Origin of the sequence: Pseudomonas putida S13.1.2 (genome assembly GCF_000498395.2) — a bacterium.
GTDB lineage: Bacteria > Pseudomonadota > Gammaproteobacteria > Pseudomonadales > Pseudomonadaceae > Aquipseudomonas > Aquipseudomonas putida_Q.
Genome location: NZ_CP010979.1, coordinates 6,525,356 through 6,550,879 on the forward strand (window position 1 = coordinate 6,525,356; position 25,524 = coordinate 6,550,879).

The window sequence follows — 25,524 nt, forward strand, 5'->3', positions numbered from 1 at the left end:
TGGCACAATGGCTGAATTGCTGAACAAGGAACAATACGCGGCCATCGCCGCCGAACTGCAGCTGCGTACCCAGGCGTTCATCGACGGTGAATTCCGCGACGCCATCTGCGGCCGCACGTTCGTCACCACCAACCCGGCCACCGGCAAGCAGTTGGCCGAAGTCGCCGCCTGTGACGTCAATGACGTCAACGTGGCGGTGGCGGCTGCCAAGCGTGTGTTCGAAGAGGGCACCTGGTCGAAGATGCAGCCGAACGACCGCAAGCATGTGCTGCAGAAGTTTGCCCAGCTGCTGGAAGACAACGCCCACGAACTGGCGGTGCTGGAAGCGCTGGACAGCGGCAAGCCGGTCAGCGAGTGCCAGACTGTCGACGTGCCGGAAACCATCCACACCATTCGCTGGCACGCCGAGCTGATCGACAAGATCTACGACGCCACTGCACCGACCGGCAATGCTGCCGTGACCATGGTGGTGCGTGAAGCCATCGGTGTGGTCGGCCTGGTGCTGCCGTGGAACTTCCCGCTGCTGATGCTGGCCTGGAAGATCGCCCCTTCGCTGGCCGCCGGTTGCTCGATCGTGGTCAAACCCGCCAAGGAAACCACCCTCAGCGCCCTGCGCGTGGCCGAGCTGGCCCATGAGGCGGGCATTCCTGCTGGCGTGTTCAACCTGGTGCCTGGCGGTGGCCGTGAAGTGGGCGAGGCCATTGGCCGTCACATGGACATCCCGATGGTCAGCTTTACCGGTTCCACCGACACCGGCCGGCTGTTCCTGAAATACGCTGCCGAGTCCAACCTCAAGCGCATTGTCCTGGAGTTGGGTGGCAAGAACCCGGCTGTGGTCATGAACGACTGCGAAGACCTGGACGAAGTGGCGCAGTTCGTGACCGCAGGTGCGTTCTGGAACATGGGCGAGAACTGCTCTGCTTCTTCACGCCTGATCGTGCACAAGGATGTCAAAGACGAGCTGCTCGGCTTGATGGCCAAGCACCTGAAGGACTGGAAACTGGGCGACCCGATGGACCCGGACAATCGCCTCGGCGCCATGGTGAGCAAGGCGCACTTCGAGAAGGTGAAGTCGTACCTGGAGTACGCCGCCGAGCATAAGCTCAGTATCGTCCAGGGTGGCGAGACCGAGGAGGGCGTGTTCGTGCAGCCGACCATCGTCGACAACGTAGGCCGCGACAACAAGCTGTTCGTGGAAGAAATCTTTGGCCCGGTGCTGAGCGTGACCAGCTTCGAGACCATCGATGAAGCCATCGAGCTGGCCAACGACACCATCTACGGCCTGGCGGCTTCGGCGTACACCGGCAGCCTGCGCAATGCGCTGCGCCTGTCGCGTGAAATCCGCGCGGGCGTGGTCACGGTCAACTGCTTCGGCGAAGGTGACGTCACTACGCCGTTCGGTGGTTACAAAGAGTCTGGCTTTGGTGGGCGCGACAAGTCCATCTGGGCACACGACCAGTACACGGAGCTGAAGACCATCTGGATCAACGCTGCGTGATCTGAGCAAGGCCGGTGCTGTTCTGACGGAGTTCGGCACCTGGCCGTTTTTGTGGTGGCTTTGCTGGCCCTATCGCCGGCAAGCCAGCTCCCACAGGTAACACAGTCTTCACGGCCTGTGCACGACCTGTGGGAGCTGGCTTGCCGGCGATAGGGCCGGTACAGGCCAGCGCAAAAGTGGCCTTTTTATTTGAACTTGGGCCCCGAGCGGGTATTCAGCCCTTTGGCCAAGCGGTCATACAGCACCACATTCACCGTCGCCGCGAGGTTCATGCAACCTTCGGTGGGGATGTAGATGGTCTCTTCGCACCACGCCCGCACCTCGGGGCTGAGGCTGCCGTCTTCTGGCCCAAAGATATAGATGGCCCGGTCCGGGTGGGTGTATTCCGGCAGTGGTCGTGCACCTTCCACCAGCTCCACCGCCACCGGGGTACAGCCCAGCGGGATGATGCGCTGCAGGTCATCGATGCCGATCAGCGGAATGTCGTAGTGCACGCGCTTGGTGTCGGTGACGAAGTCACGCGCGCGTTCGTAGCGTTTGCCGGTGTAGAACACCGAGTTGACGCCATAGCAGCCCGCAGCGCGCATCACCGAGCCGACGTTTTCTGCCGACTTGGGGTTGAACAGGCCGATGCAGCTGTATCGTTTGTTTGCCACGTACCGGGGCCCTTCGCGAAAAAAGCGCGATTATACGGGCTGCCCGGTAACAGCGGGGGCCGAATCGATGGTCAGTCTTTCTTCAACATGCCCGCCAGCGCGGCGAACGGGTTGTGGGTGGCCTTGGCGATGCTTGGCGTGCTGGTGGAGCCTTCGCTGAAGTATTGCTGGTCGGTGTAGCGCGAGTGCTCGTTGTCGTGGCAGTACAGGCACAGCAGCTCCCAGTTGGAGCCGTCCTGCGGGTTGTTGTCGTGATTGTGGTCACGGTGGTGCACGGTCAGCTCGCTCAGGCGCTTGCCGGCGAATTCGCGGGCGCAGCGGCCGCACACGTGCGGGTACATTCTCAGGGCCTTGTCGCGGTAGCCCATTTCCTTGTCACGCTTGGCATCGGCCAGGATGCGGTCGAGGCGCGCGGTGGCGGCGGCGGAAGAGGTGGAGCTCATGGTGTTTCCTTTGTTCTGATCAGGCAAATGACAGTTATGGCATTGAGTCTAGCGCGCTTGCAGGGCAAGCGGACAGGCGAAAGCGGTGATTTAGGCGTAGCCTGTAAGCAGGTTCCCGACAGGAGGTTGCTGATGTTTCATGCGATCCTGACCGCGCTGTTGATGGCCGGCCTGCCCATGGCCGAAGCTGCCAGCACGCCACCCCGTCTCACTACGCCAGTGCCTGGTGCACCGGGTACGCCCACGCCCACGCCATACCCGCAGATAACCCCGAGTACACCGCCCAAGGCCTACGACAGCCAGCCGGGGGCGCCCTTGTTGCCGCCGATGCCAGTGCCCGGGCCGCCGAAGGACCAGCCATTGCCGGGGTTGCGCCAAGACCCGCCGAGGCCGGCGGTAGAGGATGATTGAATACGGCGCGCCTGCTCTGGCCGCTGTGGGAAGAACGCATGTGCGCAAGATCCACCGCGGTCCCTGTGGGAGCGGGTTCACCCGCGAACACGGGCGAAGCCCGTGCCAACCACCGCGGTGCCTTCTTCGCGGGTAAACCCGCTCCCACAGGGGCCGCGCGGGTGCTCGAATTTTATGCCACACCCAGCTCGCCAAACACGAACGCATATTCCAGGGCCACATCCTTCAACCCCTGGTACCGCCCGCTCATCCCGCCATGCCCAGCCCCCATCTCGGTCTTGAGCAGCAGCAGGTTGCTGTCGGTCTTGCGCGTGCGCAAGCGCGCCACCCATTTGGCGGCTTCCCAATACTGCACGCGGCTGTCGTTGTAGCCCGCCACCACCAGCATCGCCGGGTAGGCCTGCGCTTTTACATTCTCGTAGGGCGCATACGCCTTGATCCGCTCATACACCTCCGGCTCCTCCGGGTTGCCCCATTCGTCATACTCGGTCACCGTCAGCGGCAGCTCGGGGTCGAGCATGGTGTTGAGCACGTCGACGAACGGCACTTCGGCTATCGCACAGCGGAACAGCTCGGGGCGCAGGTTGAGCACCGCGCCCATCAACAGGCCGCCGGCGCTGCCGCCGCTGATGGCCAGCCGCTCGGCAGTGGTCACGCCCTCGGCAATCAGGTGCTCAGCGCAGGCGATGAAGTCGCTGAAGGTGTTGGGCTTGTGCTCCTGCTTGCCGGCGCGGTACCAGGCTTCGCCCAGCTCGCCGCCGCCGCGCACATGGGCGATGGCAAAGGCCACGCCGCGCTCCAGCAGGCTCAGGCGGGCATGGGAGAACCACGGGTCGAGGCTTTCGCCATAGGCGCCGTAACCGTACAGGTACAGCGGCACGGCTTTGCCCAGGTCCTGGCGGCGACGTACCAGGCTGATCGGCACCTGGGTGCCATCCGCGGCGGTTGCCCACAGTCGCTCGCTTACATAGTCGTCGGCATCGAACTCACCCAGCACCGGGGTTTGCTTGAGCACGGCCTGGGCGCCGCTGGCCAGCACCAGCTGGCGCACCTGGGCTGGGCGGTTGAGCGCTTCGTAGCGCAGGCGTATGCGCGTGCTGGCGAACTCCAGGCTGTCTTGCACGTACAGGCTGTAGGCAGCGTCGGGGAGTTCCACGCGGTAGGCCGGCAGGCCTTGCGGGCGTACTTCGATGATTGGCAGGCCGCCTTCGCGCAGGCTCAGGGTGAGGGCGCCTTCATTCAGGCTGAGGCCTTCGAGCATGATCGCATCGCGGTGTGCCACCAGCACCTGCCATTGTTCACGGCTGGGCACCGGTGTGACCGGGGCGTGGTACAGGGCGAAGTTGATGCCGTCCTGGTTGGTGCGGATGAACCAGCGCCACTCGCCCTCGAGCTGGCCATGGTCGGGGAAGTACTCATGGCCTTCGATACGCGGCGCCAGGCAGGTGAACGGCGCCCGTGGGGTTTCGGCGTCCAGTACCCAGGCCTCGCTGGTGGTCTTGCTGTTGAGCAGCAGCACCAGCTGGCGCTCGGAACTGGTGCGGTAGCAGTGCAGGAAGAAGCGCCCATCGGCTTCTTCGAACACGGTTTGCGCATCGTCGCTGCCCAGGGTGTGGCGGCGCAGGCGCCAAGGCCGGTGGGTGTCGTCCAGTTCGGCGAAGAACAGCGTCTGGCTGTCGTTGGCCCAGGTCAGGCTGCCGTCGCAGTCGTCGAAGGGCAGGGCGGTGATGCTGCCAGTGGCCAGGTCCTTGACGTACAGGGTGTAGATTTCATCGCCGCTGGTATCGAGGCTGTAGGCCAGCAGGCGGTGGTCGGGGCTGATATTGAATGCCCCCAGCGACAGGAAGCCGCCATTGGCCAGGGCGTTGGGGTCGAGCAGCAGTTGCTCCTGGCTTTCATCGACGGTGTTCGAGTCGTCGGCCGGGCGCGGGCAGCGGTAGTGGCGTGGGTATTCGTCGCCTGCGGTGGTGCGGGTGTAGTACAGGTAGGAGCCCCAGGGGGCCGGCAGCGACAGGTCGGTTTCCAGGATGCGGCCCTTGATCTCTTCGAACAGTTGCTCGCGCAACGGCGCCTGGTCGGCCAGGCAGGCTTCCTGGTAGGCGTTTTCGGCTTGCAGGTAAGCAAGTACCTCGGGGGTGTCGCGCTGCTGCAGCCAGGCGTACGGGTCGGCGGCGTTGTCGGCGTGGGCGATGGGAGGTTGGGGCTTGGTTTGCATTGAGGGTCTCTTGGTTGGGGTTGCCTGTACGGGCCTCTTCGCGGGCACGCCCGCTCCCACATGGCCACCACTGGCTTGGCTACTGTGCAGTGCCTATGGCTCTTGCAGGAGCACCACAGCTCTTGAGGGCTGTGGGGTCCCTGTGGGAGCGGGCGTGCCCGCGAAGAGGGCGGTACAGGCAAACGCTGTCTGCGCCCGGAAAAGTGTTTATCATAGGCATCTCTTTGCCTGGCTTGCACGAACACCATGACCGAGAACGACTACACCTTCGCCTGGGGCCTGTACGCCGTGGCCGCCCTGGGCTGCTTGCTGGTGGCCTTCAAGCTCACCGGCTGGATGTGGCGCTGGCTGCGCGAACCGCTGCGGGTGGTGCTGGCAGTGCTGCTGCTGACCCCGACCGTGGTCGATCCGGTCAAGGACAGCTTCGCCCCGGCCATCGCCATCACCGCCCTGGACCTCGCCTTCAAGGTGGGCAACAACGCCTGGCGTGCGGTGTCCGACTTCGCCATGTACGGCATGATTGCCTTCGGCCTGTATTTCCTCTTTGTGCTGGTGCGCTGGCCGCTGGAAAAACGCGCCCGCGAGCGCCGTGCGCAAGCCGAGGCAGCCGCCAAGCGCCAGGTGGACGAAGATAACCAGGTCGCCGGGCAAGCCCCGTTGGCCGCCGAACGCGGCGACCGTTACCGCGACGACCCACGCCCTGCCGCACCCCGCGGCAATGGCCGGGTCGAGCCCCGTCTGTAAACGGAGGAGACACGCCTGTGTGCGAACTGCTGGGCATGAGTGCCAACGTCCCCACCGACATCGTTTTCAGCTTCACCGGCCTGATGCAGCGCGGTGGCCGTACCGGCCCGCACCGTGATGGCTGGGGTATCGGTTTCTACGAAGGCCGTGGTCTGCGCCTGTTCCAGGACCCGGCCGCGAGCAGCGAGTCGGAAGTGGCCAACCTGGTGCAGCGCTACCCGATCAAGAGCGAAGTGGTGATTGGCCATATCCGCCAGGCCAACGTCGGCAAGGTCTGCCTGTCCAACACCCACCCGTTCGTGCGGGAAATGTGGGGCCGCAACTGGTGCTTCGCGCACAACGGGCAACTGGGCGACTTCAAGGGCCTGGCCAGCTTCTACCGGCCGGTGGGCGACACCGACAGCGAAGCGGCGTTCTGCGACCTGCTCAACCGCATCCGCAGTGCCTTCCCCGAGCCGGTGCCGGTGGAACAGCTGCTACCGGTGCTGGTCGAAGCCTGTGCAGGCTACCGTGGCCGGGGCGTGTTCAACTGCATGCTCAGCGACGGCGACTGGTTGTTCTGCTTCTGCTCGACCAAGCTGGTGCACATTACCCGCCGTGCGCCGTTTGGTGCCGCGCGGTTGAAGGATGTTGACCTGATCGTCGATTTTCATACCGAAACCACCCCCAACGACGTGGTCACGGTGATTGCCACCGAGGCCCTGACCGAGAACGAGACCTGGCACCGCTACGAGCCGGGTCAATGGGCCCTGTGGCGGCACGGCGAGTGCGTGGCGCACGGCCAGAGCTAAGGACGCTGCATGTTCAGAAGTTACCTGCGGTTGCTGCTGTTCACCTTCGGCCTGCTGGCCGGTATCCAGGTCCCGGGGCTGATCAAGGACTATAGCCAGCGGGTGGAGGCGCACCTGTTCGAATCGCGCGAGGCGCTTGATGGGTTCCGGCAAACGGCCGAGCGCTTTTTCAAGGGCGACTTGCAGGCGTTGCTGCAGCATTACCGCAGCAGTGACGACCCGGTGTTCAACAGCGATGCCAACAGCATCGAAAGCCTGATGATCCGCAACCAACTGCTGGAAAACGAATGGCAGGCGCTGCAAGGGCCGTGGGCCCAGCGTACCTGGCATGTGCTGGTGCAGGCCGACCCGCAGCTGCGCGAGGAAACCCTCAATGGCTACAGCTACCAGATACTGCTGGTGCCCGAGGCAATTGGCTGGGGTGTTGGCGCGGGGTTTGTGCTGGCCTTTGTGGTCGAAAGCCTGTTGCTGGGGCTTGGCTGGGTGATCCTGGGCGGGCGGCGCAGGGCGGTGAAAGAAAGCTGGCGCTGACGCCTTACTACATCAGTTTGTGCGCAGCGCAGTCGCTGTAGGAGCGGCCTTGAACTGGCCTAATGATTTTGGACACCTTCTTAGGGCGCTATCATGGCGCCCAATTGGAGGCAAAATCAGTGCGAAAGTCCTACTCGAAAGAACACAAAATTCAAGCTGCTGAGATGGTGTTAGACGGCGGCCAGTCGGTTCCTGAGGTGTGCCAAATCCTCGGAATAGGTCGTACAGCTCTCCGCCGCTGGGTTGAGCAGGTACGGCAGGAAAGAGCGGGGAAAGTCCCTGCTGGGGCCAAGGCTATCACCCCGGATCAACGACGCATTGAGGAGCTGGAAGCTCTGGTTCGTCAGAAGGATCGGGATCTCGAAATCCTAAAAAAGGCCAGTGCTCTCCTGCTTCGGGACTCCAAAGATCATTCTCGCTGATCAACGAGCTGAGTGAGCAATATGGTGTTGTCGACTGCTGTCGCGTGCTTGGGGTCAAGCGCAGCAGTTTCTATGCCTGGCGCAAACGCCAAGGGCGTGAAAATCTCGAAAGGGATGCTCTACGCTCGCAGGTAATCAAGCTTTTCAAGGCGTCACGAGGCTCCGCAGGCTCACGCACGTTGATGCAGGAAATGCGACGTGAAGGCCATAAAATCGGGCGTTACAAAGTGCGTGCTCTTATGCGTGAAGCTGGTCTGGAATGCCGACAACGAAGGCCCCATCGGTATCGCTCATCGGGCGCGGAAGCACTGATTGCGGAAAACCAGCTGAAGCGAAACTTCAAAGTTTCGACGATCAATGAGGTTTGGTGTGGCGATGTGACTTACATCCAGGTTGGCAGACGTTGGCTCTATTTGGCCGCAATAATCGACTTGTACGCACGCCGAGTTGTGGGCTGGGCATTCTCAATGACTGCCGATGCCAGATTGGCCTGTGACGCGCTGCGTATGGCGTCTGAGTCCAGAGGTAAACCTGCAGGGGTGATGTTTCATTCAGATCAAGGTTGTCAGTACACCAGCCATAAATTCAGGGCTGTGCTTGAAGAGTGCAGCTTGAAACAAAGCATGAGCCACCGTGGCCAATGCTGGGACAACGCCGCCATGGAGCGATTTTTCGGGGCATTGAAATCAGAATGGGTGCCAGCAGGGGGCTATGAGTCCGAAGCTGCAGCTAAGGCCGACATCATGGCTTATTTGGTGCGCTACAACCTCAAGCGCCTCCACAGCTACAACGGCTATGAGACCCCGGTAGCCATGGAGGAAAAGCTCAGGGCAGCGGCATGAACCTTAACCGGTGTCCAAAATTACTTGACCAGATCACCTTGTGTCGCGAAAGGGCTGCGCAGCAGCCCCGGCAATTTGTGCATTGCTGCTGAGTCCCTGGGGCTGCTGTGCAGCCCTTTCGCGACACAAGGCCGCTCCTACAGGGACCGAGTCAGCCTGTGAGAAGTGTGGCGGTTGAAATCGGTCAGACCAGTACTATCCGCTGCCCACCCACATCCCGGGCATACCGCTCCAGCACCTGCCGGCAAACACCAACCACCTCGTCCACCAACGCCACCCCGGTCTGCCACGCCACCACCAACTCCAGGCTCGGCGGCGGTTGCAGCCCTTGAAGCAACACCAGCTCACCCCGGCCCAGCTCGGCATCCACCAATGCCGGCGGCAACGCACCAATGCCAAAGCCGTCGCGCAACAGCCGGGTAATTGCCGCCACCGAGTTCACGCAGTTCAACCGCGGCGCCTCTGCCCCCGCCGCTTGCAGCAGGCTCAGCACCTCTTGGTGCGGCCGTGAATTTTTCGAGAAGGTAATGATGCGCTCGCGCCCAAGCTCGGCCAGCGACGCATAGTCCCGGTGCTGGTGCGAGCCGGCAGCCACTACCCAGCCCATCGGGTAGCGCGCCAGGTCCAGGCTGCGGATCGACTGCTCGCGCAGCAGGTCGGTCTGCAAAATCACGTCGAGAAAGCCCTTCTGCAACTGCTCGCGCAAGTTCAGCGCGGTATCGGCCACCAGTTCGATTTCCACCTGCGGGTAGCGTTCGGTCAGCTCCGCCACCAGCGCGCTCATCCAGGTGTGGATTACCGTGTCCATCACCCCGATGCGAATGCGCCCGACCTTGGCCCGGTCGCTGTCCAGCGACTGCTTCATGGCCTTGGCGGTTTCCAGCATGCGTTCGGCATACTCCAGCACCTTGCCGCCTTCCGGGGTCAGGCTCACCCCGCGTGAGTCGCGCAGCAACAGCTTCACCCCAAGGTCTGCCTCCAGCGCGGCAATGCGGCTGGACACGGAAGCTTGGGTGGTGAACAGCTTTTCTGCCGTCAGGCGGAAGCTTTTCAGCCGGGCGACCCAGACGAAGGTTTCGAGGAAGCGAAGGTTCATGATCAGTTTTTCTTGTTCCAGACCGGCGGTTTTTATCGTTGGACTCAATTGTCGCGGCCTCTGAACAATGGCACCCAGGCCGCGACGCTTTATGTCGCCCATAAAACAATACCAACAAGCCGAGGCATCCATGAACCCCACCGGCGTGCAGCAGCAGGTCAGTTCCCCACCTTCGTCCGGGCCTTTCGCCTGGTACCGCGACATCGACAAACAGCAACGGCGCACCTTCTGGAGCTGCAAGATCGGCTATGGCCTGGACGGCATGGACACGCAGATGCTCAGTTTTGTCATCCCCACGCTGATCATGCTGTGGGGCATCACCACCACCGAAGCCGGGTTGATCCATACCAGCACGCTGATCGCCTCGGCCGTGGGCGGCTGGATCGCCGGTATCCTTTCCGACCGCATCGGCCGGGTGCGCACCCTGCAATTGACGGTGCTGTGGTTCGCCTTTTTCACCTTCCTGTGCGGCTTTGCCCAGAACTACGAACAGTTGCTGATCGCCCGGACCCTGATGGGCTTTGGCTTTGGCGGTGAATGGACCGCTGGCGCGGTGCTGATCGGCGAGGTGATCCGCGCCCAGGACCGTGGCAAGGCGGTGGGCATGGTGCAGTCCGGCTGGGCCATCGGCTGGGGCCTCACGGCGATTCTCTACGCGCTGCTGTTCTCCTGGCTGCCGCCAGAGCAGGCCTGGCGCGCGCTGTTCCTGCTGGGGCTGGTACCGGCTATCTTCGTGATCTTCGTGCGCCGCCTGGTCAAGGACCCGGAGGTGTACCGCGAAGCCAAGGCGGTGGAAAGCGCCGAGGCACCTTCGCACTTCTACGAGATCTTCGCCCCGGGCATGCTCTGGACCACCGTTCGGGCGTCGCTGCTGACCACTGGTGCACTGGGTGGCTACTACGCCATCACCTCGTGGCTGCCGACCTTCCTCAAGAACGAGCGCGGCCTGAGCGTGCTGGGCACCGGTGGCTACCTGGCCATGGTGATTGTCGGCTCGTACGTGGGCTATGTGGTCAGCGCGTACCTGTCCGACCTGCTGGGGCGCAAGAAGAACTTCATCCTGTTTGCCGTGGGCTCGTTCGTCATCGTGCTGCTGTACACGCAGATGCCGGTCAGCGATGGCGTGATGCTGTGGCTGGGCTTCCCGCTGGGCTTCTTCGCCTCGGGTATCTTCAGCGGCATGGGGGCGTTTTTGACAGAACTGTTCCCTACGCGCATTCGCGGTTCGGGGCAGGGCTTTTGCTACAACATCGGCAAGGTCATTGCGGCACTGTTCCCGTTGCTGATCGGCATGCTCGGCCAGAACGTGCCGCTGGGCCTGGGGATCGGCATGTTCTCCGCCGTGTCCTACGGGATTGTGATCGTGGCGGCCTTGAGCCTGCCGGAAACACGCGGCAAACAGCTGCAGGCGCGGTAAGGTAGGCCTATGAACAACAACAAGGGAGACCGCGTGGTGGAACGCCTGCTACTCAATTGCGACATGGGCGAGAGTTTCGGCAGCTGGCGCATGGGCCTGGACGCCGAGGTAATGCCCTACATCGATTGCGCCAACATCGCCTGTGGCTACCACGCCGGCGACCCCGGCATCATGCGCCGCACCGTGGCCCTGGCGCTGGAGCATGGGGTAACCATCGGCGCGCACCCGGCCTACCCGGACCTGGTCGGCTTCGGGCGCCGCTCCATGGCCTGCAGCCCCGAGGAAATCCGCGACCTGCTGCACTACCAGATCGGTGCGCTGGACGGCATCTGCAAAGTGCTGGGTGGCCGCGTGGCTTATGTGAAGCCCCATGGCGCGCTGTACAACGACATGATGGCCGACCCGCTCAAGCTGCGTACCGTGCTGGAAGCTGTGGCGGCCTACGACAGCAACCTGCCTCTGATGCTGATGGCCACCGCCGACAACCGCGCCGCCCAGGCCCTGGGCGATGAAATCGGTGTGCCGCTGTGGTTCGAGGCGTTCGCCGACCGCGCCTACACCGCCAGCGGCCATCTGGTGTCGCGCCGTTTGCCTGGCGCGGTGCATCACGACCCGGCGTTGGTGGTGGAGCAGGCGGTGCGCCTGGCCCGTGGCGATGCGCTGGTGGCGGACGATGGCAGCGCCCTGCGCCTGCAGGCCAGCACCCTTTGCGTGCATGGCGACAACGACAGTTCGGTGGCGGCGGTGCGGCAGATACGCCAGGCTCTCGACGCCCTGGAGCCGCAATGAAAGCGCGTATCGAAGTGGTGGCCATCGACAGCCTGATGGTGCGCCTGTTCGACCGTATCGACGAGGCCAACATGCCGTGGATGCTCGCCGCCAGCCAGCGCCTGAGCGCCGTGTTCGGCGAGCACCTGCTGGACCTGGTGCCGTCCTACACCACGCTGATGGTGCAGTTCGACCTGCCACCGGGCGAGGCGAGGGCGCGGATCAACCAGGCGCTGGAGGGTTTGCAGCCAGACACCGGCAGCGGCGGCCGGCGCCACGAGATCCCGGTGTGGTACGACGCCAGCGTCGGCCCTGAACTGCCTGTGCTGGCAGCCCGCAGCGGCTTGAGTGAAGCCGAGGTTGTGCGCTTGCACAGCGCACGTGATTATCCCGTGTTCGCCCTGGGCTTCGCCCCCGGTTTCGGTTTCATGGGCCTGGTCGACGAACGCCTGGCCAGCCCGAGGCTGAGCACTCCGCGCAAGCGGGTAGCAGCGGGTAGCGTGGGCATCGCCGAGCGCCAGACGGCGGCGTATCCGGCGGTATCGCCGGGTGGCTGGAACCTGATCGGGCGCACGCCGGTGCGCCTGTTCGACCGTGAGCGTGACGGCTACAGCCTGTTGCAACCCGGCGACCGGGTGCGTTTCGTGCCGGTTTCGCGCACCGAGTTCCTGGCGTTGGGCGGCGATGTGGAGGCACAAGGATGAAGCAATTGAAGATCGAGGCCAGCACGCCGCTGTGCCAGTTGCAGGATGCTGGCCGCTTTGGCGTGCGTCACCTGGGCGTGACCCAGGGCGGCGCGCTGGACTGGGTGGCCATGCACTGGGCCAACTGGCTGCTGGGCAACCCGTTGGGGGCACCGGTGGTCGAGGTGGCGCTGGGTGGCTTTTGCGTAGTGGCCGAACAGGATTGCGTGCTGGCCCTGGCCGGTGCCGACCTGGATGCCCGAGTCGATGACCAGCCTGTCGCGCCTTGGCGCAGCTTTGCCCTGGGCAAGGGCCAGCGCTTGACCCTGAAGCAGCCAAAGCAGGGCGTGCGGGCTTACCTGGCGGCACCGGGCGGGTTTCTGGGCGAAGATGTACTGGGCAGTTGTGCCACGGTGGTACGTGAAGCACTGGGTGGCATGGATGGCCAGGGTGCGGCGCTGGCCAAAGGCCAGGCGTTAGCGTTTACCGGTAGCGATGCAACCCTGCGCGAGGTGTCGCCAGCGCTGCGCCCGCAGTACGCACACAAGCCTGTGCTCGACCTGGTGATGGGCGCACAGATCGGTGATTTCAGCGGTACCAGCCTGTTCGAAGCCTTCAACCGGGAGTGGACGCTGGACAGTCGGGCTGACCGCATGGGCATCCGCCTGTTGGGGCCGCAGTTGGTCTATCAGGGCGCACCGATGATTTCCGAAGGGATACCGCTGGGGGCGGTGCAGGTGCCGCCGGATGGGCAGCCGATTGTGCTGCTCAATGATCGGCAGACCATTGGTGGTTATCCGCGGCTGGGGGCGTTGACGCCGTTGGCGCTGGCGCAACTGGCGCAGTGCATGCCGGGGGCGGTGGTTCGGTTCCGGGCGGTGGTGCAGGATGAGGCCTGGCGGGAGCAGCAGATATATCTGGACCGTTGGCGGTGAGGCTACCGGCCTCTTCGCGGGTAAACCCGCTCCCACAGGTACAACACAGCCGTTGAGGAATGTGGAGTACCTGTGGGAGCGGGTTTACCCGCGAAAGGGCCGGTACCGGCAACATCACTTGGACAGGTAGCGCATCCCTTCTTCCAACCCCTGCAAGGTCAGCGGGTACATCTTGTCCTCGATCAGGTCCCGCACCAGGTGGGTCGAAGCGGTGTAGTCCCAGGCCTGCTTGGGGTACGGGTTGATCCAGATGATCTTCTTGAATTTCTCCATGAAGCGCTGCAGCCACACATACCCGGCCTCTTCGTTCCAGTGCTCCACGCTGCCGCCCGGCTGGGTGATTTCGTAGGGCGCCATGGCCGCATCGCCGACGAACACCACTTTGTAGTCGTCGCCATACTTGTGCAGCAGGTCGAAGGTGGAATAGCGCTCCGAGGTGCGGCGCAGGTTGTTTTTCCACACCGACTCGTACACGCAGTTGTGGAAGTAGTAGTACTCCAGGTGCTTGAACTCGGTCTTGCAGGCCGAGAACAGCTCTTCGCAAACCTTGATGTGGGCGTCCATCGAGCCGCCGATGTCGAACAGCAACAGCAGCTTCACCGTGTTGCGCCGCTCGGGGCGCATCTGGATGTTCAGCAAGCCGGCGTCCCGCGCGGTATGGTCGATGGTGCCGTTGATGTCCAGCTCTTCGGCGGCGCCTTCACGGGCGAACTTGCGCAGCCGGCGCAGGGCCAGCTTGATGTTGCGCGTACCCAGTTCAACCTGGTCGTCGAGGTTCTTGTACTCGCGCTGGTCCCACACCTTTACCGCCTTGCCCTGGCGTTTGCCTGCCTCGCCCACGCGGATGCCTTCGGGGTTGAAACCACCCGAGCCGAACGGGCTGGTACCGCCGGTACCGATCCACTTGTTGCCGCCGGCGTGGCGTTCCTTTTGCTCCTCAAGGCGTTTCTTGAATGCCTCGATCAGCTTGTCCAGGCCACCCAGGGACTGGATCTGCGCACGCTCTTCATCCGTGAGCGAACGCTCGAACTCCTTGCGCAGCCAGTCTTCGGGGATCAGCGCCTCGATGTGCCGGTCGAGGTTTTCCAGGCCTTTGAAGTAGGCCGCAAAGGCCCGGTCGAACTTGTCGAAATGGCGTTCGTCCTTTACCAGGATGGCGCGTGCGAGGTAGTAGAATTCGTCCATGTCGGCGAACACCACATGCTTTTGCAGGGCCTGGTGCAGGTCCAGCAACTCGCGGACCGACACCGGCACCTTGGCCGCGCGCATTTCATTGAACAGGTTGAGCAGCATGGCCCGGCTCCTGTCAGCGGTTGCCGCGCCGGCTCATGAAGGCCAGGCGCTCCAGCAGCTGCACGTCTTGCTCGTTTTTTACCAACGCGCCGGCCAGCGGCGGGATGGCCTTGGTCGGATCGCGCTCGCGCAGTACGGCTTCACCGATGTTGTCGGCCATCAGCAGCTTGAGCCAGTCGACCAGCTCGGAGGTGGACGGTTTTTTCTTCAGGCCCGGCACCTTGCGCACGTCGAAGAACACATCCAGCGCTTCGCTGACCAGCGACTGGCTGATGTTCGGGTAATGCACGTCGACGATCTGCTGCAGCGTGGTGCGGTCGGGGAAGGCGATGTAGTGGAAGAAGCAGCGGCGCAGGAAGGCGTCCGGCAGCTCTTTTTCGTTGTTGGAGGTAATGATGATGATCGGGCGTTGTTTGGCCTTGATGGTCTCGTCGATTTCGTAGACGTAGAACTCCATCTTGTCCAACTCTTGCAGCAGGTCGTTGGGGAACTCGATGTCGGCCTTGTCGATTTCGTCGATCAGCAGGATGACCCGCTCATCGGCCTCGAAAGCCTCCCACAGCTTGCCTTTTTTCAGGTAGTTGCGCACATCGTGCACCTTGTCCACGCCCAGTTGCGAGTCACGCAGGCGGCTGACCGCGTCGTACTCGTACAGGCCCTGGTGGGCCTTGGTGGTGGACTTGATGTGCCAGGTGATCAGCCGCGCGCCGAACGAGGCCGCCAGCTGTTCGGCGAGCATGGTCTTGCCGGTGCCGGGCTCGCCCTTGACCAGCAGCGGGCGTTCGAGGGTGATGGCCGCGTTTACCGCCAGTTTCAGGTCGTCTGTGGCGACGTAGTCGCGGGTGCCTTCGAACTTCATGGGGTCTGTCCTCTGCTGTAAGCCTGTACCGGCCCTTTCGCGGGTGAACCCGCTCCCACAGAAACCCCATATGGCCAGAGATTTGTGGGGTCCCTGTGGGAGCGGGTTTACCCGCGAATAGGCCGGCCCAGGCAACACATGATTTGATTTGTTACCGACTATAACGCGGGGCCACGCGGCTGCAAACGCAGACCGGGTATTCAGTCCCTGAATGCCCCGTCACGCCGCCTCAGTCGGAATCCGGCGCGCCTCGCTCGTAGCGGGCATTGAACGCCTGGATAAACCCGTTACGCAGGATCTGCAAAAACGCCTCAAAGGCGCTGATATCCTGCTTGCGCACACTGCCACTGAGCTCCACCCGGGTGGCGAACTGGTTTTTCGGCTGGTTCTTCAGCACCGTCTCGGTCGCCCCCACCACCGCTTCCCACACCGAGCGGAAGAAGCCCTTGTCCTTTTCCTCGACGTCCTGTTGCCAGTCGAATACATCGACGTCACGCAGCAGCGGCTTTATGTAGCCGTTAAGCCGACCGTTTTCCGCCTGCGCCTCGATCACCACGTCCCCATGCCCGGCATTGAAGTCGAATTTGCCATAGGCGCTGGCGAAGTCGTTCAGTTTGCGCAGCTCGATGCCGGTGGCGCGCAGCCTGAATTCGAAGTCATCGAAATCACTGAACGGGTCGAACGTGGCACGGCTTTCTACCTTCGCATCGCCCGCGATCAGTGCAGTGCCTTCAAAACTCGCATCGCGACGGCCTTTGGGGTCACGGACATTGGTCAGGTTGCGAATGTTGGCGTTCAGCCGGGTGGCCTTCAGGTCGACCGGTGGCTTGGAGTTGAAGTTGCGGAACGTCAGCACGCCGTTGTCGATACGCACTTCGTTGAGTGTGATGGGCAGCAGTTTTTCCAGTTGCTGGCGCCAGTCGGTACCCCGGCCGGTCTGCGACGCCTGCTTGCTGCCACCGTCGACGAAGTTCAGCTCCGGGCGTACGAAGGTCACCTCGGCCACCACGGCCTTGTCGTACCACAGCGAATGCCAGCTCACCGAAAGGTCGATCAGCGGCGCGTCCAGAAACGGTACCGGCACCTTGCCGCTGGTCTTGACGATCTTCAGGCCGTTGATCTGGTACGCGCCGCGCCACCAGGCCAGGTCCACATCGGCCACCTGGCCACGGTAATCGCCCATGTCGGCCAGTTTTTCGTTCAGGTAGTTGCGCACCAGGTAGGGCAGGGCAAGGTGCAGGGCCACCAGCAGCACGACCAGGCTGCCCAGGCCGATCAGCGGCCAGCGATAACGGGCTCTCATCGGGACGTCTCCAAGGCGGGATGTGCGGTTGACCGCAACACGCCCAGCCGAGTTCGAACAGGCTTTACGGGCCACCGGTCGGGGCTTACCCTTTAGGTCTTTCCCGCTGTTTTTCATGCCAAGGACTCCTGCCATGAGCCGTATCTTTGCAGACAACGCCCATTCCATCGGTAACACGCCGCTGGTGCAGATCAACCGCATCGCCCCGCGTGGCGTAACCATCCTGGCCAAGATCGAAGGGCGCAACCCGGGTTATTCGGTCAAATGCCGCATCGGCGCGAACATGGTCTGGGACGCGGAGAGCAGCGGCAAGCTCAAGCCGGGCATGACCATCGTCGAGCCCACCTCAGGCAACACCGGTATCGGCCTGGCCTTCGTCGCCGCCGCACGGGGCTACAAGCTGATGCTGACCATGCCAGCCTCCATGAGCCTGGAGCGCCGCAAGGTGCTGAAGGCGCTGGGTGCCGAACTGGTGCTGACCGACCCGGCCAAAGGCATGAAAGGGGCCATCGAGAAGGCCAACGAAATCGTCGCCTCCGACCCGGCCCAGTATTTCCTGCCGGGCCAGTTCGAAAACCCGGCCAACCCGGCCATCCACGAAAAAACCACCGGCCCGGAAATCTGGAACGACACCGACGGCGCCGTCGACGTACTGGTGGCGGGCGTGGGCACGGGCGGCACCATCACCGGCGTGTCGCGCTACATCAAGCACACCCAGGGCAAGGCGATCTTGTCGGTGGCTGTGGAGCCCGTGGCTTCGCCGCTGATCAGCCAGACCTTGGCCGGCGAGGAACTCAAGCCCAGCCCGCACAAGATCCAGGGCATCGGCGCCGGCTTCGTGCCAAAAAACCTCGACCTGTCGATTGTCGACCAGGTCGAAACGGTGACCGACGAAGAGTCCAAGGTCATGGCCATCCGCCTGATGCAGGAAGAGGGCATTCTTTGCGGGATTTCCTGTGGTGCGGCAATGGCCGCCGCCGTGCGCCTGGCCGAAAAACCGGAAATGCAGGGTAAGACCATCGTCGTAATCCTGCCCGATTCGGGCGAGCGTTACCTGTCGAGCATGTTGTTCAGCGACATGTTCAGCGAGCAGGAAAACCAGCAGTAATCGGCCTTGCCGCTGACCCTGCGCAACAATCGGCGGCCTGGTTTATTGCAAAATCTTCATGAATGCGATCCCGCCCGGGTTGTTTTTACCGCGGCGGGATCGGTTTATGATGGCAGGATGATTTTCAGGAGAGCAGGTGGCGCAGCCCTGGCTCTTCCCCAAGGAGTGAAAGCATGACCTTTTCCTTTGCAGCCAAGGCGGGCGTCTTGCTGGTGTTTTTCGGCAGCGTGCTGTTCGTGCACCTGCGCGGCAAAGCCCGCCTGCCGGTGTTGCGCCAGTTCGTCAACCATTCGGCGCTGTTTGCCCCGTACAACGCCTTGATGTACCTGTTTTCCGGTGTGCCGTCCAAGCCCTACCTGGACCGTCAGCGCTTCCCTGAACTGGACGTGTTGAAAGACAACTGGCAGGAAATCCGCGAAGAGGCCATGCGCCTGTTCGACGAGGGCTACATCCGCGCCGCCGAGAAGGACAATGACGCCGGCTTCGGTTCGTTCTTCAAGAAAGGCTGGAAGCGTTTTTACCTGAAGTGGTACGACAAACCGCTGCCTTCGGCTGAAGCCCTGTGCCCGCGCACTGTCGAGCTGGTCAGCAGCATCCCCAACGTCAAGGGCGCGATGTTTGCGCTGCTGCCCGGCGGCAGCCACCTGAACCCGCACCGCGACCCGTTCGCAGGCTCGCTGCGCTACCACCTGGGCCTGTCCACGCCGAACTCCGATGCTTGCCGCATCTACGTCGATGGCCAGGAATACGCCTGGCGTGACGGCGAGGACGTGATGTTTGACGAAACTTACGTGCACTGGGTCAAGAACGAGACCGACGTTACCCGGGTGATCCTGTTCTGTGACATCGAGCGCCCGCTCAGCAGCTCGCTGATGACCCGCATCAACCGCCAGGTCAGTGCCGTCCTCGGCCGCGCCACCGCGCCGCAGAACACCGACGACGAGCGCGTGGGCGGCATCAACCAGGCGTATGCCTGGAGCAAGCGGTTCAGCAATAAAATCAGCACCCACATGAAGCAGTTCAAGCGTGCCAACCCAAAGGCCTACCGCGTGCTGCGGCCGGTGCTGGCGGTGGTGGTGGCTTATTTGCTTTATCGCTGGTTGTTCTGAGTCTGGTTTCAGGGGCGTAGTGCCCCGTTGTTCCGGCTGAGTGTTCAACGACTAAGCCTTGCAACGGGACCTCGACGATTGCTGATGGAGCCAGAGCATCGTCGACCGTTTCCTTCTGGCCGGCGCGCCTGCATCGGCGCCGGCCTGCCAGCATGCTTCAGCTCATTCCCGCTACTTGGCGCAGGGCGCTTGCGGCGGTCGATTCGCCCGTGATCACGGCAGTATGTGGGTGGAAGGTCCAAGCGGTACCTGCACCGATGGCCTGCCCCCAGATGGCCAGATTAGGTAACCACTGCTTCATCTGGCTGCCGTAAGTGCTATTGAACAACGCAAAGTCGGACTGACTCGGTACACGCATACCCAGCCCCCTGCACAGTCTCTCAGCACCGCTAAAGGTCGCACTGCTAGCGAGCATTTCAAGCCCCACAAGGCCGGTTACGCGCAACACGTACTGCTGCGTGGCGCCATCGGCCAGGGTTGCGGTGATGGTGGTGTTCCCATTGCGCAACACGCTGACATTGCCCGTGCTGTCTACTGTCGCGACGCTCGCGTTACTGCTCGTGTAGCCAGTGGCGCCCGTCAGCGGCCGGGCAAAATGCATTTGGGCGGGAAGGTTCTGGGGCAGTTTGATCACCCCATTGTGATAGAAAACCGGCAAACGCTGGGCTGAAAGATCCACCACATGGTCACCGGAAAAGCCCTCACTGATGTCGAAGTCCAAGGGCGCACTTGGGCCATCTTCGCCTACCGTGTAATAGACCTGCAGCTTACCGCTGCCCGTGGTGAAATACTGGTTGGCAAAGCGCAGGGTGATGGCCTGGTCGTTATGGTTGACCGGCAGGCTTTTGCTTGCCAGTTGCGTCCCATCTGCTTTGGCCAACACTACGGTGAGCTCTTCGCCTGCATACATAGCGTCGAGCTGGATGTCGATCGCAACGCCCAGCGGCGGCAACCGGTCAGGGTCCAGCCAGCCGGCGACGGTGTGTTGGGAACTTGGCGCGTTAAGGTTGCTCATGCGGTTGTCTCCTGTTGAGGCTGCGGCGCTTTCTTTGAAGCGCCGGCCCTGTTGTTAGGCGCTGTCAGTTACGTTGAGCGCGCAGCTTCTGCACCAGCTTGGGCTGTGAAGACAGGCTGTTACCGCCATAACTGCTGTCGCCCCAGGTCAAAACCCTGCCATCGTCGGTCAGGGCGGTGAACGCGTAGTAGTTGGAATAGATAGCCCTGACGTTGACCAACTGCCCCGTGATAGCACTTGAGTTGCCACCAGACGCTGCATTGCCCCAGCTTCTGACCGAGCCGTCGGCAAACAGGGCCGCGAATGCCCCCCCGCTAGCGGCGACCTGAAGCACATCTGCACGCCTGGCGATGTCGGCTGGAAGGCTGCCCCCGCTGGCCGCGAGCCCCCACGCTACAATGTGGCCATTTCTACGGCGAGCACAGAAGGCGGACGCTGTGGCCGTCACTTCTACAATGTCGGTCAGCCTGGCTATTTCGGCAGGTACACTACCGCCGTGGTTTACGTGTCCGAACGCCAGGACCTGACCCTGGCTGGTCAACAGGCAGTATGCATAACTGCCATGCGCTTCGATCGACTCGATATCCTCCCGCTGCTGGATGGCGGCGGGCATGTTGCCAGCGCCGGATTCGTTACCCCAGGAGAACACTTTCTTGCGCCCATCCGATGTCACTCGCCGGGCAATGAAGCCGCTGCTACTGCCTCGGACTTCGACCACATCGTCAAATGTCTCGTAGGCTTGGGGAAGAACAGCGCCATAACTGGCATGCCCCCAGCAAGCCACGCGGCCATTATCGCGTAATGCTGCAAAAGCATAGTAACTAGCGGCTACGTCATTCACATCGCGCAGGTCAAGAATGTGTTGCGGAATTCTCGCGCCGTACGCCAGCTGTCCCCAGCCGGTCAGGCGACGTTCGCCAGAATCACTGCCATACAACGCGACGAACGCAGAGTAGTTGGAGCGCACCTTGATGAAGTCCCGCCTGCCGATGTCCTCAGGCCTCATGGTGCCGCCGTGACTCGTGTGTCCCCAGCAAGTAATCGCACCATTGAGCCCCCTGGCTGCCATTGCCAAGCCATTGACGGAAAGATCGACGACGTCATCGAGCCCTGGTGCAACAGCTATGCTCCCCCAGGAATGAAGGCTGTAGGCGCCCGGGGTCGATGTGTCGATCAGGGCTGTGAAGCCATTTTTATTGCCCAGCACGTTTGCGACGTTAAGCACTACGCTGCTGGCGTGGGTGCGGACCTCGAGCATCCGTTCAGGTTGCGTATCGCGCCAAGTCTGCCCCGGGGTCCAATTGGCATCTCCGCTGTAGCGCCATTCGGCAAGCACCGGCACCGATTCCGACGCATGGACCGCAGTCAGCCGGCGTGGGGGTGTGATGTCCGCCCTTCCATCGACGTTGTAGCGCGCGCCCATGACCCGCAACGGTGCAGCACTGACCTCCTGGTTGACCGAGTACAGTCGCTCGGCTGATTGTTCCACCCGACCATCCAGGATGCGTTTGATGCGGTAACTGAGCTTCAAGCCTTGATTGAGGTTGGCGGTGACGACGTCGGTCCGGACCACCACGTGCAAGGCTTTACCTTCCTCGCCCGCTTTCACGATGTGAGTGATGGTTTCCACATGATTTGAAACCAGCCCTACCAGCTGCACCACCACTTCATCGCCAATGGCCAGCTTCGCAGCAGCGGCAATGACGACCGTCGCCTGGCCGTTGAGGTCGAACGGGTTGATATTGTCTTGCACCGCCTCATTGATCACGGGCAACGGCAAAGGACCGCGTTGCACCCGAAAGCTGACCACGCCCGACCAGTCCGAAGGGCGGTTGTGATCGAAGCGGATAATTTCATACTGAACATCAACTTCGCCATTTTCACTGGCAAGTACATACGTCAGGTCAATCGGCAAGGTGCGCGACTGGCCTTCCTCTCCGCGGGCGACTGAGTCATGTACCTCGGTCACACTGTTCGCGTGATCGCCATCCCAGTAGACCACCACCTTGTCACCGGCAGCGAGGCCCGCGGACGCCGGAATGGTCACTGTTGCGCCATGGGCGAGGGTGGAAGGGTCGAGCGTGCTCTGTTGCAGCTCATTGACGGTCGGCAGAGCCAGGTCCAACTGCGGTTGTTCGCCCAGCACCAGATCGAGATCGTACGAGATCTGGTCGGGTTGGGCGGGCCGTACGATGCGGTAGTATGCTGTCACGTCCTCGGTCTGGGTCAGGCCTCCAACGAGCTGCGCCGGCGGAATCTGAAACCTTATGCTAGTAGCGTCCGCGTCAGTGACGCTTTGAGTGTCGTGGTAGACCCCGCCGCTGGATGTGCTCCATTCGATTTCCACATCATAGGGTACGGTGACTGTACCGGGTAGCGTTACCACCAGATCGACGCCTGCGGCATATTCCGGCAGTGACGGGTCCAGCACGCCATTTGCGGGGTCTGGATCGAGTGATGGCGGCGCCAGGGTTTCTGGCGTTTCACCGACATCCAGTAAAGCCGTCTCAGACGGGAGTTGCGCGTTGCCTCGGGTCACGGTGTAGAAAATTTCCAGCGTACCGCCATCCAGCGGCAACAGCGCCCTTGCCGCGTCGATCCGGAACACTACATCCTGCCCGGCCCGGGCATTGCTGATACGCAACGCAGCGGGCTGTTCCAGCAGCAGTGTGGTGTCTGGCCGCTTACCGCGCCATGTCAGGATGACTGTATCGTTGGCCTGCAGTTGCGCGGTTGCTGGAATCACCACGATGACTGGGTCCAGGTCGGCATCCACATAGCCTTGGCTGATGCCGTTGAGCTGAGGCGGTGGCAACCGCAGTGGAGCGCCGACGAAGTTGACCCGGGTGCGCTTGGAGTGCTCCACCTGGCTGCCCTGAATGACTTCGTAGCTGGCCGTCCCACGCCCGCCCCATAACGGCTGCAGGTGCTCGGCAGGCAGGTCGAATACCAACGTACGGTTGGGCCGCACCACCACCTGTGTGCCCAGGTCGACCAGGGTGATCACGCCTTGTGCGGTCTCTGCAGTCCAGGTCACGTGGACCTGCGCACCCAGCGCAAAGCCCTGTGCTGGTGGGTCTATCTCCACACTGAGCCCGCTACTGCCAGGCTCGCCGGGCCTCAGGCGCAGGACGTTTCTTGCCGTTTGCGGATCAATCACGAAGGGCGCTGGCAACCCTGTTGCCTGACCGTTCGGGATGACCGTATCGGCTGACCAGTCAGCGGATTCGTTACCCACCTCGTCAACTACGTAATAGCTGATTTCCACGTTTGCATCCGAGGTTCCATTCACCGCATCCTGGGGAATGTCGATTACAACCGCTCTGCCTACTTCGTTGCGCTTGACCTCGTGCTCAAGCACGTGGCCCGACCAGCTCAGGTGTATGCGGTCGTATCGGCGCATCTTGGCGTAGGCCGGAATAGTTACTTTTACGTTCGTGCTGTCCAACTCGATCGTGGTATGGGACACCTGGGGCGCCGCCAGCTCATCCATATTGGCGGCATCTTCACCCGGATAATTGAACCGCACCAGCACGTTCAGGCGTGCGGACTGTTCTTCGCTATCGGTGCCTGTGGGCGTCACGCTGTAATACAGTTCGGTGATGCCCTCCGGTATATCTTCGGGCGGGATATTCAGCGTCAGGGGAACGCCGGTCTGGCCTTGACGGACCCGGTGAGTCCAGACCAGATCATCACTCCAATAGACCTTGATGACATCGTCCACCTGCATGTTGGGATACGCCTGGACGACCACCGGCAGGCCGGCACTGCCTTCGTTTATCAGATCACCACTGACACCCACTTCTGCGCCCCTGGTCTTGAGCGGTCGCACAGCGTCCGGAATGTAAATATGGCCCAGAGTTCCTGCAGTCACGTTGTTGGGGTCGAGTTCATTCAGATACTCGATGAAATCATCAATATCCGTTTGGAGGCCATTTCCGGCAGTCGTATTAGCCATGACCATACTCCTCAGTCGATGCATGAGATGTTTAATGTAGGGGTGGCGTCGACTTGCAAGGGATCGACGCATTTGTGCGCACTGTCCATCATTGAAAGACTAAGCACTAGCCTATTGGAGGTTCTATTCGAAGTGCTGATCTTCAGGCCGATAGGTAACCAACTTCCCGTTTGGAGCCGCCCCATCCAAACGTAGCAGTGGCAGATACCCAGTGCCGGTATCTGCATGGTATTCACGCTGATAACGCCTTCCGCCTTCCACGCCCTCACCCAATCTGGAGAAAAAGGCTTCCAATGGAAGGCTGGCAGGAACATTGCTGGGCCAGGCTGCCATGATCGCTTCATTCCAGGCGCCAGCCGCGGGTATGTTCGTCTTGATATCGACGATGGTTTGAAATGAGGAAGCGTCTGTACCGAAAGCACACGATGAGCCAATACTGTTACGATACCTATTCAGCCATTGTTGAGCAGTTGCCACTCCCATGGCGGCGCAAGTACCCGTAAATGTACACATATCTGCCGAGCCACCAGTGAAGTTATTGTAGGGGTAAATACAGCGTAATGAGACCCGTTGTGGCGTCGGGGTCCCAGAGGGTAACATTATTAAACCCTGGGGGTACGCGGCGCGAGCGACATTCATGTCGGCGGCAAAGTAGCTAAAAGATATCCCGTTTCCCCTGATCGAAGAAGGGCTCGGATTCCATGCCCTGAAATTCCCCAGACCAGTCCCACGAACCCACACCCCATTGCAGTTATAGCGGCTTGTACCATCGTCACAGGTGGGGGCTGTATCAGCGAAGCGCGCATTGATGCGTGATGCCACTTCATAGCCTTCAAATAACTGCTCTTGTTGCGCGAAGCCGAATGGCGTCAGCGTGTCGTCCGGCAAATAGCGAAGTAGCGGTAGCCATTCCCCTGTTGCCTGGTACCACGCCAGTTGGTGCCTTTGCCCACGCCATAATGCGCCCGGTGCACCCAACCGGTAATACAACGCCTGGATAGCTACTTTCCCTGGCACCGTAGCATCCCAGTTACTCACCTCTACGGTGTCCGGTTGCGGTCTTGCATGCACGTCATATTCTTTTTCCTGAGCCATCGCTTCAAAACGATTCATCAGGATAAAGCCGGTTTTCTCCTGCAGCGGTGCAGCGGGCAGATCACTGCGCAGGTAGTTGAATTGTTCACTGCCCCGCTGGTTGGCTGCCGCATCGTGTTCCCAGAAATTTTGCGCATGAGTTTGCGCCAAAGGGCGGGCCAGTACCCCGCTGCAGGCATAATCAGGTTGATTGGCCGCGCATTGCTCGGGTGTATCGGCCAGGCGTAGATTGAGCGCATCAGCGGTTTCGGCACCACTCATGGCCCAACTGTCAAGCGTGAACAGGCATAGCAAAGCTAAGCCGCAGGTTCGCAGCAATACAGGACTCATTG

General features: G+C 61.9%; 23 protein-coding genes. 13 read left to right on the forward strand and 10 right to left on the reverse strand.

Annotated features, from left to right (window positions below):
• Positions 1-7 precede the first annotated feature (7 nt).
• A complete protein-coding gene (locus tag N805_RS28905) occupies positions 8-1,498 on the forward strand; it encodes an aldehyde dehydrogenase (protein WP_019470624.1) in 1,491 nt (496 codons plus the stop codon).
• A gap of 185 nt (positions 1,499-1,683) precedes the next feature.
• Here the strand turns inward: N805_RS28905 and N805_RS28910 are convergent, their stop codons facing one another.
• Together N805_RS28910 and N805_RS28915 are read right to left on the reverse strand one after the other, a co-directional pair.
• The gene (locus N805_RS28910; protein WP_028613410.1) at positions 1,684-2,154 is read right to left on the reverse strand and encodes an RNA methyltransferase; all 471 of its coding nucleotides are present in this window, start codon (positions 2,152-2,154) and stop codon (positions 1,684-1,686) included.
• Positions 2,155-2,225: 71 nt separating this feature from the next.
• A complete protein-coding gene (locus N805_RS28915) occupies positions 2,226-2,597 on the reverse strand; it encodes a YajD family HNH nuclease (RefSeq protein ID WP_016488597.1) in 372 nt (123 codons plus the stop codon).
• Positions 2,598-2,729: 132 nt separating this feature from the next.
• Here N805_RS28915 and N805_RS28920 point away from each other — a divergent pair, with 132 nt between their 5' ends.
• Positions 2,730-3,008 (forward strand): hypothetical protein, encoded by a 279-nt coding sequence (locus N805_RS28920; protein WP_028613409.1) that lies wholly within the window; start codon positions 2,730-2,732, stop codon positions 3,006-3,008.
• 172 nt (positions 3,009-3,180) lie between these two features.
• Here the strand turns inward: N805_RS28920 and N805_RS28925 are convergent, their stop codons facing one another.
• Positions 3,181-5,223: a S9 family peptidase gene (locus tag N805_RS28925; protein WP_028613408.1), complete on the reverse strand. Its 2,043-nt coding sequence runs from the start codon at positions 5,221-5,223 to the stop codon at positions 3,181-3,183.
• A 246-nt stretch (positions 5,224-5,469) separates the two neighbouring features.
• On the opposite strand from N805_RS28925, the gene N805_RS28930 reads away from it, so the two are divergent.
• From N805_RS28930 to N805_RS28950, 5 genes are all read left to right on the forward strand, one after another.
• The gene (locus N805_RS28930) at positions 5,470-5,967 is read left to right on the forward strand and encodes a hypothetical protein (protein ID WP_028613407.1); all 498 of its coding nucleotides are present in this window, start codon (positions 5,470-5,472) and stop codon (positions 5,965-5,967) included.
• Positions 5,968-5,984: 17 nt separating this feature from the next.
• Positions 5,985-6,758, forward strand: a complete 774-nt coding sequence (locus tag N805_RS28935; protein WP_028613406.1) for a class II glutamine amidotransferase — start codon at positions 5,985-5,987, stop codon at positions 6,756-6,758.
• A gap of 9 nt (positions 6,759-6,767) precedes the next feature.
• A complete protein-coding gene (locus tag N805_RS28940; protein WP_028613405.1) occupies positions 6,768-7,289 on the forward strand; it encodes a DUF2937 family protein in 522 nt (173 codons plus the stop codon).
• A 62-nt stretch (positions 7,290-7,351) separates the two neighbouring features.
• A complete protein-coding gene (locus N805_RS31120) occupies positions 7,352-7,711 on the forward strand; it encodes a transposase (protein ID WP_019471226.1) in 360 nt (119 codons plus the stop codon).
• An 8-nt stretch (positions 7,712-7,719) separates the two neighbouring features.
• Entirely contained in the window at positions 7,720-8,553 is an 834-nt protein-coding gene (locus tag N805_RS28950; RefSeq protein ID WP_028613177.1) for an IS3 family transposase, read from the forward strand.
• Between the two features lie 184 nt (positions 8,554-8,737).
• Here the strand turns inward: N805_RS28950 and N805_RS28955 are convergent, their stop codons facing one another.
• A complete protein-coding gene (locus N805_RS28955) occupies positions 8,738-9,649 on the reverse strand; it encodes a LysR family transcriptional regulator (RefSeq protein ID WP_019474013.1) in 912 nt (303 codons plus the stop codon).
• A gap of 130 nt (positions 9,650-9,779) precedes the next feature.
• Here N805_RS28955 and N805_RS28960 point away from each other — a divergent pair, with 130 nt between their 5' ends.
• Genes N805_RS28960 through N805_RS28975 form a run of 4 tightly spaced genes read left to right on the forward strand, consistent with a single transcriptional unit; the run spans position 9,780 to position 13,452 of the window.
• Entirely contained in the window at positions 9,780-11,066 is a 1,287-nt protein-coding gene (locus N805_RS28960) for an MFS transporter (protein ID WP_019474012.1), read from the forward strand.
• Positions 11,067-11,075: 9 nt separating this feature from the next.
• Entirely contained in the window at positions 11,076-11,855 is a 780-nt protein-coding gene (locus N805_RS28965; RefSeq protein ID WP_019474011.1) for a 5-oxoprolinase subunit PxpA, read from the forward strand.
• Positions 11,852-12,538, forward strand: coding sequence for a 5-oxoprolinase subunit PxpB (gene pxpB / locus N805_RS28970; protein ID WP_019474010.1), 687 nt, complete (start codon positions 11,852-11,854; stop codon positions 12,536-12,538). Before N805_RS28965 ends, pxpB begins: the two co-directional genes overlap by 4 nt.
• Positions 12,535-13,452 (forward strand): biotin-dependent carboxyltransferase family protein, encoded by a 918-nt coding sequence (locus tag N805_RS28975; RefSeq protein ID WP_019474009.1) that lies wholly within the window; start codon positions 12,535-12,537, stop codon positions 13,450-13,452. Before pxpB ends, N805_RS28975 begins: the two co-directional genes overlap by 4 nt.
• Positions 13,453-13,566: 114 nt before the next feature.
• Here the strand turns inward: N805_RS28975 and N805_RS28980 are convergent, their stop codons facing one another.
• The 3 genes from N805_RS28980 to N805_RS28990 form a co-directional block, all read right to left on the reverse strand.
• A complete protein-coding gene (locus tag N805_RS28980; RefSeq protein ID WP_019473479.1) occupies positions 13,567-14,745 on the reverse strand; it encodes a vWA domain-containing protein in 1,179 nt (392 codons plus the stop codon).
• Positions 14,746-14,758: 13 nt separating this feature from the next.
• Positions 14,759-15,604 (reverse strand): AAA family ATPase, encoded by an 846-nt coding sequence (locus N805_RS28985; RefSeq protein WP_003254658.1) that lies wholly within the window; start codon positions 15,602-15,604, stop codon positions 14,759-14,761.
• Between the two features lie 229 nt (positions 15,605-15,833).
• Positions 15,834-16,907: a DUF748 domain-containing protein gene (locus tag N805_RS28990; RefSeq protein ID WP_019473480.1), complete on the reverse strand. Its 1,074-nt coding sequence runs from the start codon at positions 16,905-16,907 to the stop codon at positions 15,834-15,836.
• Positions 16,908-17,040: 133 nt separating this feature from the next.
• On the opposite strand from N805_RS28990, the gene cysK reads away from it, so the two are divergent.
• Together cysK and N805_RS29000 are read left to right on the forward strand one after the other, a co-directional pair.
• Entirely contained in the window at positions 17,041-18,015 is a 975-nt protein-coding gene (gene cysK / locus N805_RS28995; protein WP_019473481.1) for a cysteine synthase A, read from the forward strand.
• 173 nt (positions 18,016-18,188) lie between these two features.
• Positions 18,189-19,124 (forward strand): aspartyl/asparaginyl beta-hydroxylase domain-containing protein, encoded by a 936-nt coding sequence (locus N805_RS29000; protein ID WP_019473482.1) that lies wholly within the window; start codon positions 18,189-18,191, stop codon positions 19,122-19,124.
• Between the two features lie 157 nt (positions 19,125-19,281).
• Here N805_RS29000 and N805_RS29005 read toward each other — a convergent pair whose 3' ends face one another.
• From N805_RS29005 to N805_RS30650, 3 genes are all read right to left on the reverse strand, one after another.
• A complete protein-coding gene (locus N805_RS29005; RefSeq protein ID WP_019473483.1) occupies positions 19,282-20,139 on the reverse strand; it encodes an Ig-like domain-containing protein in 858 nt (285 codons plus the stop codon).
• Positions 20,140-20,203: 64 nt separating this feature from the next.
• The gene (locus N805_RS29440; RefSeq protein WP_050551691.1) at positions 20,204-24,097 is read right to left on the reverse strand and encodes an RCC1 domain-containing protein; all 3,894 of its coding nucleotides are present in this window, start codon (positions 24,095-24,097) and stop codon (positions 20,204-20,206) included.
• 123 nt (positions 24,098-24,220) lie between these two features.
• The gene (locus tag N805_RS30650; protein WP_155412714.1) at positions 24,221-25,522 is read right to left on the reverse strand and encodes a hypothetical protein; all 1,302 of its coding nucleotides are present in this window, start codon (positions 25,520-25,522) and stop codon (positions 24,221-24,223) included.
• Positions 25,523-25,524: the final 2 nt, after the last annotated feature.

What these genes read in the sequence shown, in the direction of transcription:
- cysK (WP_019473481.1), top strand. Translation starts at nt 17,041, where the DNA reads ATGAGCCGTATCTTTGCAGACAACGCCCATTCCATCGGTAACACGCCG.
- N805_RS28960 (WP_019474012.1), top strand. Translation starts at nt 9,780, where the DNA reads ATGAACCCCACCGGCGTGCAGCAGCAGGTCAGTTCCCCACCTTCGTCC.
- N805_RS28915 (WP_016488597.1), bottom strand. Translation starts at nt 2,597, where the DNA reads ATGAGCTCCACCTCTTCCGCCGCCGCCACCGCGCGCCTCGACCGCATC.
- N805_RS28980 (WP_019473479.1), bottom strand. Translation starts at nt 14,745, where the DNA reads ATGCTGCTCAACCTGTTCAATGAAATGCGCGCGGCCAAGGTGCCGGTG.
- N805_RS29005 (WP_019473483.1), bottom strand. Translation starts at nt 20,139, where the DNA reads ATGAGCAACCTTAACGCGCCAAGTTCCCAACACACCGTCGCCGGCTGG.
- N805_RS29000 (WP_019473482.1), top strand. Translation starts at nt 18,189, where the DNA reads ATGACCTTTTCCTTTGCAGCCAAGGCGGGCGTCTTGCTGGTGTTTTTC.
- N805_RS28975 (WP_019474009.1), top strand. Translation starts at nt 12,535, where the DNA reads ATGAAGCAATTGAAGATCGAGGCCAGCACGCCGCTGTGCCAGTTGCAG.
- N805_RS28930 (WP_028613407.1), top strand. Translation starts at nt 5,470, where the DNA reads ATGACCGAGAACGACTACACCTTCGCCTGGGGCCTGTACGCCGTGGCC.
- N805_RS28905 (WP_019470624.1), top strand. Translation starts at nt 8, where the DNA reads ATGGCTGAATTGCTGAACAAGGAACAATACGCGGCCATCGCCGCCGAA.
- N805_RS28990 (WP_019473480.1), bottom strand. Translation starts at nt 16,907, where the DNA reads ATGAGAGCCCGTTATCGCTGGCCGCTGATCGGCCTGGGCAGCCTGGTC.
- N805_RS28985 (WP_003254658.1), bottom strand. Translation starts at nt 15,604, where the DNA reads ATGAAGTTCGAAGGCACCCGCGACTACGTCGCCACAGACGACCTGAAA.
- N805_RS28920 (WP_028613409.1), top strand. Translation starts at nt 2,730, where the DNA reads ATGTTTCATGCGATCCTGACCGCGCTGTTGATGGCCGGCCTGCCCATG.
- N805_RS28965 (WP_019474011.1), top strand. Translation starts at nt 11,076, where the DNA reads ATGAACAACAACAAGGGAGACCGCGTGGTGGAACGCCTGCTACTCAAT.
- N805_RS31120 (WP_019471226.1), top strand. Translation starts at nt 7,352, where the DNA reads ATGATTTTGGACACCTTCTTAGGGCGCTATCATGGCGCCCAATTGGAG.
- N805_RS28955 (WP_019474013.1), bottom strand. Translation starts at nt 9,649, where the DNA reads ATGAACCTTCGCTTCCTCGAAACCTTCGTCTGGGTCGCCCGGCTGAAA.
- N805_RS28925 (WP_028613408.1), bottom strand. Translation starts at nt 5,223, where the DNA reads ATGCAAACCAAGCCCCAACCTCCCATCGCCCACGCCGACAACGCCGCC.
- N805_RS28940 (WP_028613405.1), top strand. Translation starts at nt 6,768, where the DNA reads ATGTTCAGAAGTTACCTGCGGTTGCTGCTGTTCACCTTCGGCCTGCTG.
- pxpB (WP_019474010.1), top strand. Translation starts at nt 11,852, where the DNA reads ATGAAAGCGCGTATCGAAGTGGTGGCCATCGACAGCCTGATGGTGCGC.
- N805_RS29440 (WP_050551691.1), bottom strand. Translation starts at nt 24,097, where the DNA reads ATGGCTAATACGACTGCCGGAAATGGCCTCCAAACGGATATTGATGAT.
- N805_RS30650 (WP_155412714.1), bottom strand. Translation starts at nt 25,522, where the DNA reads ATGAGTCCTGTATTGCTGCGAACCTGCGGCTTAGCTTTGCTATGCCTG.